The sequence below is a fragment of the Ruegeria sp. AE3 genome (assembly GCF_056542225.1).
Genome location: NZ_JBQFZL010000001.1, coordinates 1,029,213 through 1,045,285 on the forward strand (window position 1 = coordinate 1,029,213; position 16,073 = coordinate 1,045,285).

The 16,073-nt window shown below is 58.5% G+C and carries 17 protein-coding genes; 9 read left to right on the forward strand and 8 right to left on the reverse strand.

The window, feature by feature from the left end; genetic code table 11:
• Nucleotides 1-222 precede the first annotated feature (222 nt).
• The 5 genes from lptG (at nt 223) to rsmA (ending at nt 6,619) form a co-directional block, all read left to right on the forward strand.
• Nucleotides 223-1,323, forward strand: a complete 1,101-nt coding sequence (gene lptG / locus ACR0NZ_RS05110; protein ID WP_480517319.1) for an LPS export ABC transporter permease LptG — start codon at nt 223-225, stop codon at nt 1,321-1,323.
• Nucleotides 1,323-3,485: an LPS-assembly protein LptD gene (locus ACR0NZ_RS05115; RefSeq protein WP_480517321.1), complete on the forward strand. Its 2,163-nt coding sequence runs from the start codon at nt 1,323-1,325 to the stop codon at nt 3,483-3,485. The genes lptG and ACR0NZ_RS05115 overlap by 1 nt, the downstream gene beginning before the upstream one ends.
• Entirely contained in the window at nt 3,476-4,729 is a 1,254-nt protein-coding gene (locus tag ACR0NZ_RS05120) for a peptidylprolyl isomerase (protein WP_480517323.1), read from the forward strand. Before ACR0NZ_RS05115 ends, ACR0NZ_RS05120 begins: the two co-directional genes overlap by 10 nt.
• Nucleotides 4,726-5,691 carry a 4-hydroxythreonine-4-phosphate dehydrogenase PdxA gene (pdxA, locus tag ACR0NZ_RS05125; protein WP_480517325.1) on the forward strand — a complete coding sequence of 322 codons (966 nt, stop codon included), beginning with the start codon at nt 4,726-4,728 and terminating at the stop codon, nt 5,689-5,691. The genes ACR0NZ_RS05120 and pdxA overlap by 4 nt, the downstream gene beginning before the upstream one ends.
• An 85-nt stretch (nt 5,692-5,776) precedes the next feature.
• Nucleotides 5,777-6,619, forward strand: coding sequence for a 16S rRNA (adenine(1518)-N(6)/adenine(1519)-N(6))-dimethyltransferase RsmA (gene rsmA / locus ACR0NZ_RS05130; protein WP_480473190.1), 843 nt, complete (start codon nt 5,777-5,779; stop codon nt 6,617-6,619).
• Nucleotides 6,620-6,674: 55 nt separating this feature from the next.
• Here the strand turns inward: rsmA and ACR0NZ_RS05135 are convergent, their stop codons facing one another.
• From ACR0NZ_RS05135 to prfA, 3 genes are all read right to left on the reverse strand, one after another.
• A complete protein-coding gene (locus ACR0NZ_RS05135; RefSeq protein WP_480473192.1) occupies nt 6,675-7,268 on the reverse strand; it encodes a DUF4167 domain-containing protein in 594 nt (197 codons plus the stop codon).
• Nucleotides 7,269-7,506: 238 nt separating this feature from the next.
• Nucleotides 7,507-8,352 carry a peptide chain release factor N(5)-glutamine methyltransferase gene (prmC, locus tag ACR0NZ_RS05140; protein ID WP_480517327.1) on the reverse strand — a complete coding sequence of 282 codons (846 nt, stop codon included), beginning with the start codon at nt 8,350-8,352 and terminating at the stop codon, nt 7,507-7,509.
• Nucleotides 8,349-9,404: a peptide chain release factor 1 gene (prfA, locus tag ACR0NZ_RS05145; RefSeq protein ID WP_480476765.1), complete on the reverse strand. Its 1,056-nt coding sequence runs from the start codon at nt 9,402-9,404 to the stop codon at nt 8,349-8,351. The genes prmC and prfA overlap by 4 nt, the downstream gene beginning before the upstream one ends.
• Before the next feature lie 62 nt (nt 9,405-9,466).
• Between prfA and ACR0NZ_RS05150 the strand changes: the two genes are divergently transcribed.
• Nucleotides 9,467-9,748 carry a hypothetical protein gene (locus tag ACR0NZ_RS05150; RefSeq protein WP_480517329.1) on the forward strand — a complete coding sequence of 94 codons (282 nt, stop codon included), beginning with the start codon at nt 9,467-9,469 and terminating at the stop codon, nt 9,746-9,748.
• A gap of 15 nt (nt 9,749-9,763) precedes the next feature.
• Here ACR0NZ_RS05150 and ACR0NZ_RS05155 read toward each other — a convergent pair whose 3' ends face one another.
• From ACR0NZ_RS05155 to ACR0NZ_RS05170, 4 genes are all read right to left on the reverse strand, one after another.
• Nucleotides 9,764-10,165 carry a DUF1499 domain-containing protein gene (locus tag ACR0NZ_RS05155; protein ID WP_480517331.1) on the reverse strand — a complete coding sequence of 134 codons (402 nt, stop codon included), beginning with the start codon at nt 10,163-10,165 and terminating at the stop codon, nt 9,764-9,766.
• A gap of 66 nt (nt 10,166-10,231) precedes the next feature.
• A complete protein-coding gene (speB, locus tag ACR0NZ_RS05160; RefSeq protein ID WP_480473203.1) occupies nt 10,232-11,179 on the reverse strand; it encodes an agmatinase in 948 nt (315 codons plus the stop codon).
• A gap of 89 nt (nt 11,180-11,268) precedes the next feature.
• Nucleotides 11,269-12,243, reverse strand: coding sequence for an agmatinase (gene speB, locus ACR0NZ_RS05165; protein WP_480517333.1), 975 nt, complete (start codon nt 12,241-12,243; stop codon nt 11,269-11,271).
• Between the two features lie 30 nt (nt 12,244-12,273).
• Entirely contained in the window at nt 12,274-13,437 is a 1,164-nt protein-coding gene (locus ACR0NZ_RS05170; RefSeq protein WP_480517335.1) for a M20 aminoacylase family protein, read from the reverse strand.
• Between the two features lie 66 nt (nt 13,438-13,503).
• Here ACR0NZ_RS05170 and mazG point away from each other — a divergent pair, with 66 nt between their 5' ends.
• Genes mazG through ACR0NZ_RS05185 form a run of 3 tightly spaced genes read left to right on the forward strand, consistent with a single transcriptional unit; the run spans nt 13,504 to nt 15,812 of the window.
• The gene (gene mazG, locus ACR0NZ_RS05175; RefSeq protein ID WP_480517760.1) at nt 13,504-14,370 is read left to right on the forward strand and encodes a nucleoside triphosphate pyrophosphohydrolase; all 867 of its coding nucleotides are present in this window, start codon (nt 13,504-13,506) and stop codon (nt 14,368-14,370) included.
• 54 nt (nt 14,371-14,424) lie between these two features.
• On the forward strand, nt 14,425-15,366 hold the full coding sequence (locus tag ACR0NZ_RS05180; protein WP_480517337.1) for a nucleoside hydrolase: 942 nt from the start codon (nt 14,425-14,427) through the stop codon (nt 15,364-15,366).
• Nucleotides 15,363-15,812: a GNAT family N-acetyltransferase gene (locus tag ACR0NZ_RS05185; protein ID WP_480517339.1), complete on the forward strand. Its 450-nt coding sequence runs from the start codon at nt 15,363-15,365 to the stop codon at nt 15,810-15,812. Before ACR0NZ_RS05180 ends, ACR0NZ_RS05185 begins: the two co-directional genes overlap by 4 nt.
• Here ACR0NZ_RS05185 and ACR0NZ_RS05190 read toward each other — a convergent pair.
• The gene (locus tag ACR0NZ_RS05190; protein ID WP_480517341.1) at nt 15,809-15,973 is read right to left on the reverse strand and encodes a hypothetical protein; all 165 of its coding nucleotides are present in this window, start codon (nt 15,971-15,973) and stop codon (nt 15,809-15,811) included. The genes ACR0NZ_RS05185 and ACR0NZ_RS05190 overlap by 4 nt on opposite strands.
• Nucleotides 15,974-16,073: the final 100 nt, after the last annotated feature.

The window sequence follows — 16,073 nt, forward strand, 5'->3', positions numbered from 1 at the left end:
TCCTCGAATTCTGTTCCCCAAGACCTAGCCCGCAGGGCACGCGTTGACCAGATAGCAGTTTTCCCTGCCTTTCAATTGCATTAAGGTCCCGAAAAAATGACCGGCAGGCTCGGGGGAGAAAGACGTGGTACGAGAGGGCAGGCATACGCCATCGCGCACAGCATTGCGCAGGCGCGATATCGGCCCGAAGCCTCGCACTACAGGCACTGCGGGGTCGTGCCTATGATCCTGGACCGTTATTTCGCTCGCCGGTTCCTGCAAAGCTTCATGGTCATCGGAGGTATTTTCCTGACCTTGATGATTCTCATCGATCTGATCGAACAGATTCGCCGCTTTGACGATTTCGACCTGTCATTTGCCCAGTTGCTGCACCTTACGCTCCTGAATACACCAGCCGCCATCAGCGAAATGCTGCCTCTGCTGGTTATCCTGTCCACCATCGCCTTGTTCGTCGGGCTGGCACGCACATCAGAACTTGTGGTGACCCGTGCAACTGGCCGCTCGGGCATCCGCGCTTTGGTCGCCCCTGTCCTGTTGTCGCTAATCATTGGCGCGCTGGCCGTTGCATTGTTGAACCCCATCGCAGCGGCCACATCCGAAGAGTTCCGCCGCCTGTCGGATTCATACCGAAACAACGGCAGTTCGGCCCTTTCGATCAGCAGCGAGGGCCTGTGGCTGCGCCAGTCCGCCGAAAACGGACAGGCCGTTATCCACGCCCGGTCAACGTCGAACCAAGACAAGCTGCGGCTGGACGGTGTAACCGTCATCACCTTTGGGCGGGATGGCAAACCGACCCAGCAGATCGTTGCAAACCGGGCCGAGTTGGAAGATGGGAACTGGGTTCTGTATCAGGCAAAAACCTGGGCCTTGCAGGATGGGCAAAACCCCGAATCCAATTCAGTTGTACACGAGCGTCTGGAGCTGCCGACCTCGCTGACCCGACAGCGGATCATGGACACTTTGGGACAACAGGATTCGGTTTCGGTTTATGACCTGCCCCAGTTGATCAGCGACCTGCGCGAGGCGGGATTTTCGACCAAACAATATGAGGTCTGGCTGCAAGTTCAGCTTGCCCGGCCTTTGTTTCTGATCTCGATGGTTCTGATCGGGGCCGCGTTCACCATGCGCCACGTTCGGTTCGGCGGCACAGGGATCGCCGTCCTGACAGCCGTCCTGCTTGGATTTGCCATCTATTTCGTGCGCAATTTTGCGCAAATCCTCGGGGAAAACGGACAATTGCCCATCTATATCGCTGCCTGGGCACCGCCCTTTGCCGCAATTCTGTTGTCTCTTGGTCTGCTTCTGCATGCGGAGGACGGCTGATGCGGCATATTATTCATGTGTTGCTTACCAGTGCGCTCGCTTTGTCCGTCCCGGCGAAACTTGCAGCACAGACCTCTCAAGGTCAACCACAGCCACAGGGCACACAAGCGCAGCAAGAGCCCGCCTTGCTGGTGGCCGACAAGGTTTTCATCACGCCTGAACGCAAACTTGTGGCAGAAGGCAATGTCGAAGCTTTTCAGGGCGACATCAAATTGTCCGCTCATCGCATCACTTATGACCGCGAGACCGGCGAGCTGGTACTGGAAGGCCCCATTCGTATCGATCAGGGTGGTCAGACCACGCTACTGGCAGATTCAGGGCAACTGGACAGCGGAATTCAGAACGGACTGCTGATCGGCGCACGCATGGTGTTCGAACAGCAGGTACAGATCGCCTCGGTTCAGGCGAAACGGACCGCAGGCCGCTATACGCAATTCAGCAAGGTTTCGGCCACATCTTGTCATGTCTGCACCGACGGCAGGCCGCCTCTGTGGCAGATCAGGGCGCGCAAAGTCACACATGATCAACTGGAACGGCAACTATATTTCGAAGGCGCACAACTTCGGGTGCTGGATTATCCGGTATTCTACTTTCCCTATCTGCGCTTGCCCGACCCAACGCTAGAGAGGGCAACCGGATTTCTGGTTCCTTCGATCCGCAGCACGTCGCAATTGGGCACTGGAGTTCAGGTCCCTTATTTCTTTAAACTTGGCGATCACAAGGACCTGACACTTACTCCTTACGTCTCAGCCAAGACGACAACGCTGGGATACCGTTATCGTCAGGCTTTCGTGAACGGACGCATTCAGGTGGAAGGCGCTTATACACGGGATGATGTGCAACCCGATCAGGATCGCGGCTACCTTTTTGCCACCGGCTGGTTCAATCTGAAGAACGATTTCCGTCTGACCTTCAATCTGGAATCCACATCCGACGATGCCTACCTGGCCGACTACGGCTTGCCGGATCTGGACCGTTTGCGCAGTGAAATCGCGCTGGAGAGGATCAAGCGCGACAGCGCGTTCAAAACCAGCCTGATCTATTACAAAACACTGCGGGACAGCGAAAATCAGGACGAGATCCCGTCCCGCGTCTTCGATCTCAACTATGAAAAACGCTATTTTCCCAACACACTGGGTGGCGAGGTTCGGCTGGCTTTCATCGGCCACGCGCACGAACGTACCAGCAACACAGATGTTGTTGGCCGGGATATTGCACGGGCCACCTTCGACGCCGAATGGTTGCGCAGCTGGACGTTCGCGTCGGGGCTGCGGGTCGATACGACGCTAGGGGCGTCAGTTGACACTTTCAACGTCCGCCACGACAGCAACTATCCAGACAACGTGACCCGATCTACACCGCGTGCGGCTTTGACACTCCGTTATCCAATGACACGGCGCGAGGAGTCGGGGGCAGTTCAGTTCCTCGAACCGATCGCACAGTTTGGATGGACACATGTGTCGGACACCGATGTACCGAATGATGAAAGTACCTTTCAGGAATTCGATCAGGGCAACCTTCTGTCCCTGTCGCGTTTCCCGGCTGAAGATCAGCGCGAGAACAGCGCCACCGGCGTGGTTGGCCTGAACTGGGCTCGGTATAGCGCGGGTGGCTGGCAGGCTCAGGCGACCGTGGGTCAGGTGTTTCGTGCTGACGCCGATCCGAATTTCACGCTGACATCTGGGTTGCAGGGCACATCGTCGGATTTGCTGGTGGCCGGGCAGATCAGCACGGCCAATGGCTGGTCACTTGCCGGGCGTGGTCTGATCGACGGGGATTTCAGCTTTGTCAAAGCCGAGCTGCGCGGCGCTTGGGCATCCGAATATGCCGGCCTGTCTGGCAGCTATATCTGGCAGGAACCGGACCCGGCGGAAAACATCACCGAAGAAATCTCGGAAATTCTGCTGCTCGGGCGTTACCAGGTCGATCAGAACTGGCTGACAAATGCCCTGGCGCGCTACGATCTGGCCGAGTCGGAACCGATCCGGCTGGGTCTGGGCGTGACCTACCAGAACGAATGTGTTCAGGTTAACATGTCCGTAAGTCGGCGCTTTACTTCAACATCCACTATTGAGCCTTCGACAGAATTCGGCTTTACCCTTTCTCTGACAGGGTACGCCCTTGAAGGCGGTGGCAAGACATACAAGAGAACATGCAGTTGATATCAGGTTTCTCCAGGTTTCTCCGTTCCGGTTGGCTTAAGCCGGTCACACCGGCACTAGTTGCCGCAGTTTTTGCAATCGCGCCTCTTCAGGGCGGCGCGCAAAGCCTGTTCTCACCCGCGATCCGCGTCAATCAGGACATTGTCACCTGGTATGAGCTTGAACAGCGCTTGCAATTCCTGAATGTTCTGGGCCTGCCCGGTGGTAGCGAAGCTGACGTCAGGGATGCCTTGATTGATGAAAAACTGCGCAGGCAGGTCATGCGTGATGCCGGCGTGCAAGCGACGCCCGAGGCCGTTCAACTGGGCATCGACGAATTCGCCTCGCGCGGACAATTGTCATCCGAACAATTCCTAAAACTTCTCGGCGACGCGGGCGTCGACCCGGAAACGGTCCGGGATTATGTCGCCGATCAACTGGCATGGCGCGACTATATCAGTTCGCGCTATCTGTCGCAGGCCCGCCCGACCGAGGATGAGATCGATCGCGCTCTGGGCCAGACGGGCGGTGGCGGATTGCAGGTCCTGCTGTCCGAAATCATCATCCCGGTAAACCCGCAAACGGTTGCCCAGACCGAGCTGTTGGCCGAAGAAATCTCGCGGCTGGAAGGGCAAGACGCTTTTTCTGCCGCCGCGGCTCAGTATTCCGCAGCCGCAACACGGGGTCAGGGTGGACGTCTGGACTGGTTGAATATCTCGAACCTGCCCCCGGCGCTTCAACCTGTCATCCTGGGGCTTCAGACCGGTGAGATTACCGACCCGATCACCTTGCCGAACGCTGTTGCCCTGTTTCAGATGCGTGGCTTGCGCGAAGTCGCAACCGGCGCTCCGCGCATTTCAAAGTTGGATTATGCCGCCTATTACCTGCCAGGCGGGCGCAGCGCCGAAACCCTTTCGCGGGCCGCGAAGCTGAAAGAAGAAATCGACACTTGTGATGATCTCTATGGCATTGCCAAGGATCAGCCCGCCGAAGTTCTGGACCGGGTCGAAGCCGCGCCTTCCGAGGTGCCCGGTGATATTGCCGTAGAATTGGCCAAGCTGGACCGGAACGAAGCATCGGCGAATCTGACTCGCAACAATGGTCAGATGCTTGTGTTCCTGATGCTGTGCAACCGCACGCGGGATCTGGGCGAAGACACCTCTCGGGGCGATGTCGCCAATGCGCTGGCGCAGCAACGTCTTCAGGCCTTTGCGGCCAGTCTGGTGGAACAGCTGCGGGCTGACGCTGTCATTACTCAGGAATGATACGCCCCGTCGCGCTCAGCTGCGGCGAACCGGCCGGTATCGGCCCGGAAATCGCGGCCAAGGCGTGGGCTGAACTGCGCGATGCCTGCCCGTTTTTCTATATCGGGGACGCCAGCCACCTGCCCGCAGGCACTCCGGTTGCCAAAATCGAACATCCCAGTCAGGTCGCTGAAATCTGTGATCGGGCCCTGCCCGTTCTTCAGATGGACTTTCCCGCCCCTAACGTATTCGGCCAGCCAAACCCGGCCAACGCGCCGTCGGTGGTTGATGCCATCGAAACCGGCGCCGAACTGGTACAAACCGGTGAGGCCGCAGCGCTTTGCACTGCACCGATCAACAAGAAAGCCCTGATCGACGGCGCAGGCTTCACCTTTCCTGGCCATACCGAGTTTCTGGCAGCCCTTTCCGGAACCCGTCGGGTTGTCATGATGCTGGCCAGCGAGAGGTTGCGCGTCGTTCCCGCGACAATTCACATTCCATTGTCACAGGTTCCCGCGGCACTTACCCCTGATCTTCTGCGCGAGACGATTGAAATCACTGTACGCGGTTTGCGTGATCAGTTCGGGCTCACACATCCCCGCATCGCAGTTGCAGGTCTGAACCCACATGCAGGTGAAGGCGGCAAGATGGGCACAGAGGAACTCGACTGGATTGCTCCGATGCTGGCTGATCTGAACCCAGAGGGCGCAACCATCACCGGCCCCCATCCTGCGGATACTCTGTTTCACGCCGCTGCCCGCACCCGCTATGACGCCGCCATCGCCATGTATCATGATCAGGCTCTGATCCCGATCAAGACGCTGGATTTCGACCGGGGCGTGAATGTCACCCTTGGCTTGCCTTTCATCCGCACCTCACCCGACCACGGAACAGCACTGGACATCGCGGGGAAAGGCATCGCCAACCCCTCCAGCCTGATCGAAGCCCTGAAACTTGCCCGGCGCATGGTAAAAAGCTCTTGATCCTTCACCTGGCTGAAAATATCCCCGCCGGAGGCACAAAAATCTCGGGCGCAGCCCCTTTCACAGGCGCCAAGGTATTCCGATCATGAGCGCTATAGACACGCTTCCCCCTCTGCGCGAGGTCATCGCAACCCACCAGCTTTCAGCGCGCAAATCGCTGGGGCAGAACTTTCTGCTGGATCTGAACCTGACCGCTAAGATCGCCCGACAGGCTGGCGATTTGTCAGAATGCGATGTGCTTGAAATCGGCCCCGGTCCCGGTGGGTTGACGCGGGGCCTGCTGTCCGAAGGCGCGCGCAAGGTCGTGGCCGTTGAAAAAGACACCCGGTGCATTGCCGCCCTGAACGACATCGCGGCTGCGTATCCGGGTCGGCTTGAGGTGATCAACGGCGACGCCCTGGAAATAAACCCGCTTGAATACCTGTCACCGCCAATCCGCGTCGCAGCCAACCTGCCCTACAATGTCGGCACCGAGCTGCTGGTGCGTTGGCTGACACCGCCCGAATGGCCCCCATTCTGGCAGAGCCTGACGCTGATGTTCCAACGCGAAGTGGCCGAGCGTATCGTCGCCCAACCTGGCAGCAAAGCTTATGGACGCCTTGCCATCCTCGCTCAATGGCGGGCAGAGGCACGTATCGCCATGTCGCTTCCCCCCGGGGCCTTCACCCCGCCGCCCAAGGTTTCAAGCGCCGTGGTCCACCTGACCGCCCTGCCCGAACCACGCTTTCCCGCCGATGCCGCCACCCTGTCACGTATCGTGGCCGCCGCCTTCAACCAACGCCGCAAGATGCTGCGCGCCTCACTCAAAGGCATTGCCCCGGATATCGAAGACCGTCTGCTGGCTGCTGGTATCAAGCCCACGGACCGTGCCGAACAAATCCCGCTTGAAGCGTTCTGCGCTTTGGCGCGCGAAGTTAAGAAAACCTGATCAAACAAAAAAGCCCCGAGTTTGACCTCGGGGCTTGGTTCATTGGGCGTCAGCTTTACTCAGCCGCCTCTGGAGCATCCCCGGTGTTGGCGGGTGCTTCCTCTTTTGCCTCGGGTGCAGCTTTGGGCTTCCGCGTGCGCGGTTTACGCGCGGGTTTTTCTTTGAGCGGTGCCTCTTCCGGTGCCTCAGCTACCGGGGTTTCTTTGTTTTCCGGTGTTTCTACCAAGCCGCTATCGGGCTCTGAAACTTGCTGAGACAGGTCCATCAAATCAGGCTGCGGTGCTTCGGCCGGATCAGCCTGACGGGTCGCTTCGCGTTCCTGACGTTCGGCACGTTCACGATCGCGCTCAGCCTGGCGTTCGCGGTTCTGGCGCTCCTGCTCTTCACGGCGCGCATCCATTTCGCGCTGCGCCTCGCTCAGCATCCGCAGATAATGTTCTGCGTGTTGCTGGAAGTTTTCTGCCGCCACGCGGTCATTCGACAGCTGAGCGTCACGTGCCAACTGGTTGTACTTGTCAATAATCTGCTGCGGCGTGCCACGAACCTTGCCTTCGGGACCCGAGCTGTCAAAAACCCGGTTTACCACGTTGCCGCCAGAAGGACGATTGCGGTTATTCTTGGCCCGCGAACGGGGTTTGGAAGATCTCATCTTACTTACGTCAGCCTTATCAATGCGCTGTCGCTCAACCCGTGTTTTGCACTGCTCTAAGGCGTTTGCCGTGACGGGAAGTCGACTTTTTGGGCTTGGCGTCAGGGGTGCGCTGCAACAGCGTCAACCTCGCCGACTAATCCTGAGTAAACATGTCCTGACGGCGCAGACAAGAGGAATCTCGGGTTTTCACAAGCTTTTTTGTTCGGGTTGGCGTTTTTTGCCGCAAACCCGCCACTCAACCCGGCATTCTTGCGCCGACAACGCGGTCGCGACCGTCCAGATCAGGGATGATCCGAACATCCACCAACCCGGCAGCGTCGAACAGGGCTGATACTTTTGCCGCCTGCGTCTGACCGATTTCGACAAGAATTCGCCCGCCCGGCAACAGAAAATCCGGGGTCGCAGCCGCGATCCGACGATACGCTCCCAACCCATCCCCCTCATCCGTCAGAGCCATGCGCGGCTCATGCTCGCGCACTTCGGGCGACAGCTCTTCCATCTCAGACACTGAGATATATGGAGGGTTGGAAACAATCAGGTCGAATTGACCATTAATGTCTTCAAACCAGTTTGATCGAAGAATCTCAATCCGCGCCTCTACCTGATGCTGAACCGCATTGGCACTGGCTTGCAGGCAGGCGGCTTCGCTCAGATCGACACCCACGCCCGTGGAACTGCTGCGTTCGGCCAGAAGGGTTATCAGGATACACCCCGAGCCCAGCCCCAGGTCGAGGACATGATCAAATGGTTCGCTCAACGCCGCTTCGATCAGGGTTTCTGTTTCCGGGCGCGGATCAAGGACATCCCGGCTGACGCGAAACCTGCGGCCGTAAAACTCCCGCTCACCCAACAGATGCGATACCGGAACCCGAACGGCACGCAAGGAGATCAGCTGGTCATAACGCTCGGCGATTTCGGGCTGCAATTCTTCCGGGGCAATCAGTGTCACCCGGCTGGCTTCAATCCGTGCAGCGTGGGCCAGCAAAAGACGCGCGTCGCGCGCCGGATCGTCCACACCGGCCGCACGCAGGCGCGCTGTCGCTGCTACCATGGCCTGTGCCGCTGTTTGCAGACCCGTCATTGTGCCATCTCGGCCATCAGCCGGGCCTGATCGTCTGCCGTCAGCGCATCAATCACCTCGTCCAGATCGCCCTGCATCACCTGATCCAGCTTATATAGCGTCAGGTTGATCCGATGGTCGGTCATGCGCCCCTGCGGGAAGTTATAAGTACGAATGCGTTCCGAGCGATCCCCCGAGCCCACCTGACTGGCACGATCTGCCGAGCGTTCGCTGTCAATCCGCTGCCGTTCCAGATCGTACAAGCGCGTTTTCAGAACCTGCATGGCGATCTCGCGGTTGCGATGCTGGGACTTCTCGGAACTCGTCACCACCAATCCCGTCGGAAGATGCGTGATCCGCACTGCCGAGTCGGTCGTGTTCACGTGCTGTCCGCCCGCGCCCGAGCTTCGCATCGTATCGATTCGGATATCATTGGCGTCTATCTGGATGTCTACATCCTCGGCCTCGGGCAGAACCGCCACTGTCGCCGCCGAGGTGTGAATGCGCCCCCCGCTTTCGGTTTCGGGCACGCGTTGCACCCGATGGACGCCGGATTCGTACTTCAGGCGCGCAAAGACATTGTCGCCTTTGATATGGGCGACCACTTCCTTGATGCCGCCCAGATCCGAGGCCTGTTCTTCGATAATCTCGAATTTCCAGCCACGCGCCTCGGCGTAACGCTGATACATGCGCAACAGGTCGCTTGCGAACAAAGCGGCCTCGTCCCCGCCGGTGCCGGGGCGGATTTCCAGCATCGCCGGACGGGCATCCGCCGCGTCCTTTGGCAACAATGCCAGTTGGAGCGCGTTTTCCGCCTTGGGGATGCGGGCCTGCAACTCGGGGATCTCCTCCTCGGCAAGCTCTTTCATGTCCGGGTCAGTCAGCATCGCCTGCGCCTCGGCCAGATCTCCCACCAGCTGTCGCCAGGCCATGATCTGATCGACGACAGGCTTGAGGTCGGAATATTCTTTGGCCAGCGCCGCTATGTCACCACCCGACGCGCCATCGGCCATGGCTGCCTCGAGGTACTGGAAACGCTGGGTGATCTGTTCAAGACGTTCTTCGGGGATCATCCCGGCGGTGTCTCTCATCCGGGGGCTTTGGTCAAGGGCAACGTCATGCTAAGCTTGCGGCCATGAAACGGGTTTTAATTACTCTGCTGCTGACAACGACGCCTGCATTCGCCGATTACATCGGCCCTGATGGCAAGACGCGGGATTGCTATTGCACTGACACATCCGGGTCTCGCATCGAACTGGGTGAGATGATCTGCCTTCAGGTCGACGGACGCATGTTCACGGCGCAATGCCAGATGTCCCTGAACGTTCCCATGTGGCGTGAGGTTCAGGAGGGGTGTTTGTCGTCCAATTTACAGAGTGAGCCTGTCGACCCCTTGGATCTGGACGGCGCGTCCTGACCGTTTGAGCAACGACTAGAACTGCGCCAACCACCCATCGACTCGCGCCCTGTTAACCCCGAAATCCTTGCGGCCAAATCGCAGGCGCCCATGAATGCGCAGGGTGTCACCATCCTGCTGAACCGTGGTGTAGTCGGGAAAGCCGATCCATTTCGTGCGGGTGATATAGGTGATCATACCCTCACTGACCGAACCTGCCAAAACCGTGGTGCGCGACGTGGCTTGGGCAATCTCGTCAAGACGCTGCAACCCGTCGGAGCCGGTTTCGACAACGCGCACCACACCACCGGGCAAATCCTGATTTTCGGTTGCAACAAAAGCGACGTGCCACCGCGTAGGGTCGGACGGTGCCAGGCGGACATAGCCGCCCGCCCCAACCACAAGCGCAATCACTGCCCCCAAAGCCACCTTTTTCATCCCGTTCTATCCTTTTTGGTGAACCCTAAGCGGAACAAAACCGGCGGCAAGACATTCCACCGCGTCTTACCGCGACGTCACACCCGGCAGGATACACAGCATCTCGTAGATCAGGTTGGCCGCTGTCAGTGCAGTGTTGCCCGATGGATCATAAGGGGGTGAAACCTCGACCAGATCACATCCCACCACGTTTACCCCATGCAGGGCATGGATCAGTTGCAGCGCTTGCGGTGTCGTCAGACCTGCGATTTCCGGCGTGCCGGTGCCCGGAGCAAACGCGGGATCAAGGCTGTCGATGTCATACGAGATGTAAACCGGGTGGTCCCCGATGATCTTGCGAACCTGCGATCCGATCTGGGTCAGGTTCTGCTGCCACAGCTCCCAGGCCGGGAACTGGCGGAAGCCCCAGTCCTTGGCTTCGGTGAAGTCCGAGGCGGCATAGCCCGAGCCCCGAATGCCGATCTGGAACGTCTTGTCGGGAACAATCAGCCCCTCTTCATAGGCGCGGCGGAAGACGGTACCGTGGGTTTCACGCTCACCGAACATCTCGTCATTCACATCGGCATGGGCGTCCACATGCACCAGCGCCACGGGCCCGTGTTTTGCCTTGATGGCTCGCAGGATCGGCAGGGTGATCGAATGATCGCCCCCCATGGCCACCGGGATCACGCCTTTCGCCAATATGGCGTCATAGCTTTCCTTGATGATCCTGAGGCTATCTGCCAGCGAGAAGGTGTTGATCGCCAGATCCCCAATATCGGCTATCTGCAAACTGTCGAACGGGGCCGCTCTGGTGGCCATGTTATAGGGCCGGATCATCGCGCTTTCGCCGCGTATCTGCTTGGGGCCAAAGCGCGTGCCCGACCGCCACGACGTGCCGATATCCATCGGCACCCCCAGCACCGCCACATCCAGCCCCTCAAGCGAGGAGGCCTGCGGCAGGCGCATGAATGTGTTCGGCCCGGAAAACCGTGCCAGATCATTCCCGCTAATTGGTTGGTTGAATTCGGTCATGCGCGTAATGGTCCCGTCCCTGTTCGTCACTTGATCCAGCACATACCTTAAGCATGGCTAACTGTTGGTTAACGTGAACCCGTACGGGTTTACCCTTCTGCTTTTTCCATCTTGTTCCACCCCAACAGGCAAATGATCTGAGTCGCCACATGGGCCCCAGCAATCGCTGTCGCACCTGAGGTGTCAAAGGGCGGCGATACTTCGACCACGTCCCCGCCCTTGATATTGATCCCGGCAATGTCGCGCAGGATGATCTGTGCCTGAATCGAGCTTAACCCACCCCAGACCGGCGTGCCCGTACCAGGGGCAAAGGCCGGGTCAAGACCGTCAATGTCGAAGCTGAGGTAAACGGGGCTGTCACCAAGAATATCTTTGATCTTTTGCGCCACGGCAGCAGGTCCCGATTCATAAACCTCGCGCGCATCGATGATGTTCACGCCCAGCGTATCCTCATTCGTCGTACGAATACCCACCTGGACCGAGCGTTTCGGATCGACAATGCCCGACTTTACAGCCTTGTAGAACATTGTCCCGTGATCCACGCGGGACATATCGTCATCGACCCATGTGTCGGTATGCGCATCGAATTGCAGCAGGGACATTGGCCCGAATTTCTCGGCATAAGCCTTGAGGATCGGAAAGCTGATATAGTGGTCGCCACCCAACGCGACCGACGCTACGTCAGCGGTCAGAATGGTCCGGATGTGGTCGGTCAGCGTGTCGGGAAAGGCCGGTATATTGGCATAATCATAAGCCATATCGCCATAGTCCACGATCGCCAGTTCACTCAGCGCATCAAAGGGCCAGCCATAGGGCGCATCAGGCGACTGAAGCGCACTGGCCTCTCGGATCGCCCTAGGGCCAAGGCGCGTGCCGGGCCGGTTCGTAACCGCCTGATCAAACGGCACGCCGGTTACGGCGATGTCCACACCCTTCAGGTTCTTGGTGTAAAGCCGCCGAAGAAAAGACGTCGCGCCGCCGAACGTATTTTCATAAGACAACCCCTTGAGGTCCGGATTGGTGAATGCCTCATCCACTTGGTTTCTTGCGTCTTCCAGTGCCATGTCTTCCGTAGTCCCTTTCCCGAACCTTTATCAGCTCAACGGCTGCGCTTTTTCCACGATCCGCGCGAAAAACGACGCGCCCACCGGTGCGATTTCGTCGTTAAAGTTGTATTTCGGATGATGCAGCCCCGCGCCTTCACCCTGCCCGAGGAACAGATAAGCACCGGGGCGCTTTTGCAGCATGTACGAAAAATCCTCGGCCCCCATCTCGCGCCCGGTATTGCCGATGACCCGGTCATCTCCGGATATTTCTCGCGCCACTTCGGTCGCAAAACCCGCCTTTTCGGCATCATTGATGGTGGCAGGGTAATCGACATTGTATTCCAAACGCGCCTCGACCCCATAGGATTTGGCCTGCCCTTCGACAATCTCGGCCATGCGTCGCATCACCATCTGCTGGACGGTCGGATCGAATGTTCGAACGGTGCCGTTGATATAGGCCGTATCCGGGATCACGTTGTTGACCGTGCCGGTGTGAATTTGCGTGACCGAAATGACAAGATCATCCAGCGCATAGTGGTTGCGACTGACAATGGTCTGAATGGCCTGCGCAATCCCACAGGCCGCCATAACCGGATCACGGGTTTCATGCGGCATCGCACCGTGGCCGCCGACACCCTGAATATGCACTTCGAACGTATCGACAGCCGCCATGATCGGCCCCGGCGTGGTATAGAATGTCCCTTCGGCAAATCCCGGCGCGTTGTGCAGCGCGTAGACCTGTGAGATGTCGAACCGGTCCATGATGCCTTCTTCGACCATCACGCCAGCACCACCGCCATCTTCCTCGGCGGGTTGAAAGATCAGCGCCACGCGACCGCTGAAATTTCGCGTCTCGGCCAGATAACGGGCCGCGCCCAGTAACATCGCGGTATGCCCGTCATGACCGCAGGCATGCATCTTTCCGGGGTTCTGAGAGGCGTAGTCAACGCCTGTTTCTTCGGTAATTGGCAACGCATCCATATCGGCGCGCAGGCCAATCGTCGGCCCGTCGCCCTGCCCGTTTATGATCGCGACCATCCCGGTCTTTGCGAGCCCCTCATGCAACTCATCGACCCCGAACTCACGCAGACGTTCCGCCACAAAGGCCGCAGTTTCATGGCATTCGAATTCCAACTCTGGGATGGTATGCAGATACTGGCGCCATCTGGTCATGTCGGCAGAGAAATCGGCAATTCGGTTGACGACGGGCATCTGGGGTGGACTCCTGATCGGGACTGCGGAATGGATGCATCTGACACCGGAATGAAAGGGTTCGCAATGGCTGAAAATCCTCTGATCCATGACAGCGATGCAGGCATCGAACGGCTGCTGGAAATCATGCGCCGCCTGCGCGATCCGCAATCCGGCTGCCCGTGGGACATCGAACAGGATTTCGCGACCATCGCCCCCTATACGATCGAAGAGGCCTATGAGGTCGCGGACGCCATCGAACGCGAAGCCTTTGACGAGCTCAAGGGCGAACTGGGGGATTTACTGTTTCAATCCGTGTTTCACGCCCAAATGGCAGAAGAAGCAGGACATTTCACCTTTCAGGACGTAGTGCGCACCATGTCGGACAAGATGGTCAGCCGCCATCCGCATGTGTTTGGCGATGAATCCCGCGACAAGTCGGCCGACCAGCAAATCAAAGATTGGGAGGCCATCAAAGCCGCCGAGCGGGCGGGCAAGGAACAGAAAGGTGCGCTGGACGGTGTGGCCGCAAACCTGCCCGCACTTCTGCGCGCGCATAAGCTCCAAAAACGTGCCGCTCGGGTGGGGTTCGACTGGCCTGACGCAAGCCATGTGCTGGCCAAGATCACCGAAGAAGCCGCCGAACTGGAAGAGGCGCGTGACCAAATGGATGCTGACGCGCTGGAAGACGAATTCGGCGATCTGCTGTTCGTGATGGTCAATCTGGGTCGTCATCTTGGCATCGAACCCGAAGCCGCCCTGCGTCGCACCAATGCCAAGTTCACCCGTCGCTTTGAAAAGGTCGAAGCCCGGCTGGCCGAACGGGGCAAGACCCCCTCGCAAAGCGATCTGGCCGAGATGGATGCGCTGTGGGACGAAGTTAAAACGGAAGAGCATCGCGCGAATGGCAAACTCCCGCCGGTGGATACACTGGCCGCGACCAGAAACGGGTAGACAAGCGATCCGACACTTGCGAGTGTCCCACCTTCACGACCCCCGGAGACGCCTATGCCCCCTCGCAAGATCATCATCGACACCGATCCCGGACAGGACGACGCCGTCGCCATCCTGCTGGCGCTGGCCAGCCCGGACGAGATCGAGGTTCTGGGTATTACGGCCGTCGCGGGTAACGTCCCGCTCGCCCTTACAGCCAAGAACGCCCGAATCGTTTGTGAATTGGCCGGACGTACGGATGTGCCGGTTTATGCGGGCTGCGACAAACCGCTGAACCGTCCGCTTGTCACCGCAGAACATGTGCACGGGAAAACCGGGCTGGATGGCCCGGTCCTGCCGGATCCGCAGATGCCCCTGGCCAAAGGTCACGCTGTGGATTTCATCATCGACACCCTGCGTGCTGAAGAGCCGGGGACCGTGACCCTTTGTCCACTGGGTCCGCTGACAAACGTCGCGACTGCGTTTCGCAAGGCCCCCGATATCATCGACCACGTGCAGGAAATCGTCTTGATGGGTGGGGCGTATTTCGAAGTCGGCAACATCACCCCCACTGCTGAATTCAACATCTATGTCGACCCAGAAGCTGCTGATATCGTTTTTAAATCCGGAATACCGATTGTTGTCATGCCATTGGATATCACGCACAAAGCGCTGGTGACCAAACCGCGAAACGACGCGTTCCGCGCATTGGACAGCAAGGTTGGGCATGCAGTGGCCGAGATGACGGATTTCTTTGAACGCTTCGACAAAGAGAAATACGGCAGCGCGGGCGCTCCCCTGCACGACCCTTGCGTCACCGCCTATCTGATCCGCCCCGAGCTGTTTTCGGGCCGCCGCGTGAATGTCGAGATTGAAACAGGGTCCGACCTGACCTTGGGCATGACCGTTGCGGATTGGTGGGGTGTCACCAACCGCGCACCAAATGCGTTGTTCATGGGGGAAATCGACGCCGACGGCTTTTTCACCTTGCTGACAGAAAGGCTGGCCAGATTATGAGCGCTGCCCTCCGCCTAGCGCGTCCCGACGATCTGGATCGCCTGATGACGCTGGTCACCGCCTTTCATACCGAGGCCGGGCTGACACAGGACGCCGACAAGACACGCAATGCCCTCGCCCCCATGCTGGATGGTATCCCTCATGGCTGTGTCTATCTGATTGGGCCCGGGCGCGCGCCTTTGGGATATATCATCCTGACCTTTGGCTGGTCAGTCGAGTTTGGCGGCATGGACGGTTTCGTGGACGAAATCTATATACGCCCCGCCGTTCGGGGCCGCGGCATTGCCACCGAGGTTCTTTTGGATCTGCCCAAAGCTCTTGCCGGGGCAGGCCTGATGGCTCTTCATCTGGAAGTCGACCGAAACAATGAATCTGCCCATAAGCTCTATCTGCGTACCGGGTTTAGACAACGCGACAGGTATATGCTGATGAGCAAGGTACTTTAGCGCGACTCGCCGCGGAAGATATTTGCCGGATTCATATGCTGAACCGGGTCATTCGACGAAACCTCTTCTCCGGTTATCGGATACGTTCCCGGACCCGCGCAGGCGGACAATACTGTGATGGACGCTGTGACGATTATCAGAAGGAATTTGGATACAGACATCGTAGTCTCCTTTCTGCAATGAAGACAAACTACGGCATTCTGTGCGGGCGTGATAAGTAACAAGTTCACACATAAGAATAGATAAGCCACATTTTTTTTA

What these genes read in the sequence shown, in the direction of transcription:
- ACR0NZ_RS05190 (WP_480517341.1), bottom strand. Translation starts at nt 15,973, where the DNA reads ATGTCTGTATCCAAATTCCTTCTGATAATCGTCACAGCGTCCATCACA.
- ACR0NZ_RS05150 (WP_480517329.1), top strand. Translation starts at nt 9,467, where the DNA reads ATGAAACGGGTTTTAATTACTCTGCTGCTGACAACGACGCCTGCATTC.
- speB (WP_480517333.1), bottom strand. Translation starts at nt 12,243, where the DNA reads ATGGCACTGGAAGACGCAAGAAACCAAGTGGATGAGGCATTCACCAAT.
- speB (WP_480473203.1), bottom strand. Translation starts at nt 11,179, where the DNA reads ATGACCGAATTCAACCAACCAATTAGCGGGAATGATCTGGCACGGTTT.
- rsmA (WP_480473190.1), top strand. Translation starts at nt 5,777, where the DNA reads ATGAGCGCTATAGACACGCTTCCCCCTCTGCGCGAGGTCATCGCAACC.
- mazG (WP_480517760.1), top strand. Translation starts at nt 13,504, where the DNA reads ATGGCTGAAAATCCTCTGATCCATGACAGCGATGCAGGCATCGAACGG.
- prfA (WP_480476765.1), bottom strand. Translation starts at nt 9,404, where the DNA reads ATGATCCCCGAAGAACGTCTTGAACAGATCACCCAGCGTTTCCAGTAC.
- ACR0NZ_RS05155 (WP_480517331.1), bottom strand. Translation starts at nt 10,165, where the DNA reads ATGAAAAAGGTGGCTTTGGGGGCAGTGATTGCGCTTGTGGTTGGGGCG.
- ACR0NZ_RS05135 (WP_480473192.1), bottom strand. Translation starts at nt 7,268, where the DNA reads ATGAGATCTTCCAAACCCCGTTCGCGGGCCAAGAATAACCGCAATCGT.
- prmC (WP_480517327.1), bottom strand. Translation starts at nt 8,352, where the DNA reads ATGACGGGTCTGCAAACAGCGGCACAGGCCATGGTAGCAGCGACAGCG.
- ACR0NZ_RS05170 (WP_480517335.1), bottom strand. Translation starts at nt 13,437, where the DNA reads ATGCCCGTCGTCAACCGAATTGCCGATTTCTCTGCCGACATGACCAGA.
- ACR0NZ_RS05185 (WP_480517339.1), top strand. Translation starts at nt 15,363, where the DNA reads ATGAGCGCTGCCCTCCGCCTAGCGCGTCCCGACGATCTGGATCGCCTG.
- ACR0NZ_RS05120 (WP_480517323.1), top strand. Translation starts at nt 3,476, where the DNA reads ATGCAGTTGATATCAGGTTTCTCCAGGTTTCTCCGTTCCGGTTGGCTT.
- lptG (WP_480517319.1), top strand. Translation starts at nt 223, where the DNA reads ATGATCCTGGACCGTTATTTCGCTCGCCGGTTCCTGCAAAGCTTCATG.
- pdxA (WP_480517325.1), top strand. Translation starts at nt 4,726, where the DNA reads ATGATACGCCCCGTCGCGCTCAGCTGCGGCGAACCGGCCGGTATCGGC.
- ACR0NZ_RS05115 (WP_480517321.1), top strand. Translation starts at nt 1,323, where the DNA reads ATGCGGCATATTATTCATGTGTTGCTTACCAGTGCGCTCGCTTTGTCC.
- ACR0NZ_RS05180 (WP_480517337.1), top strand. Translation starts at nt 14,425, where the DNA reads ATGCCCCCTCGCAAGATCATCATCGACACCGATCCCGGACAGGACGAC.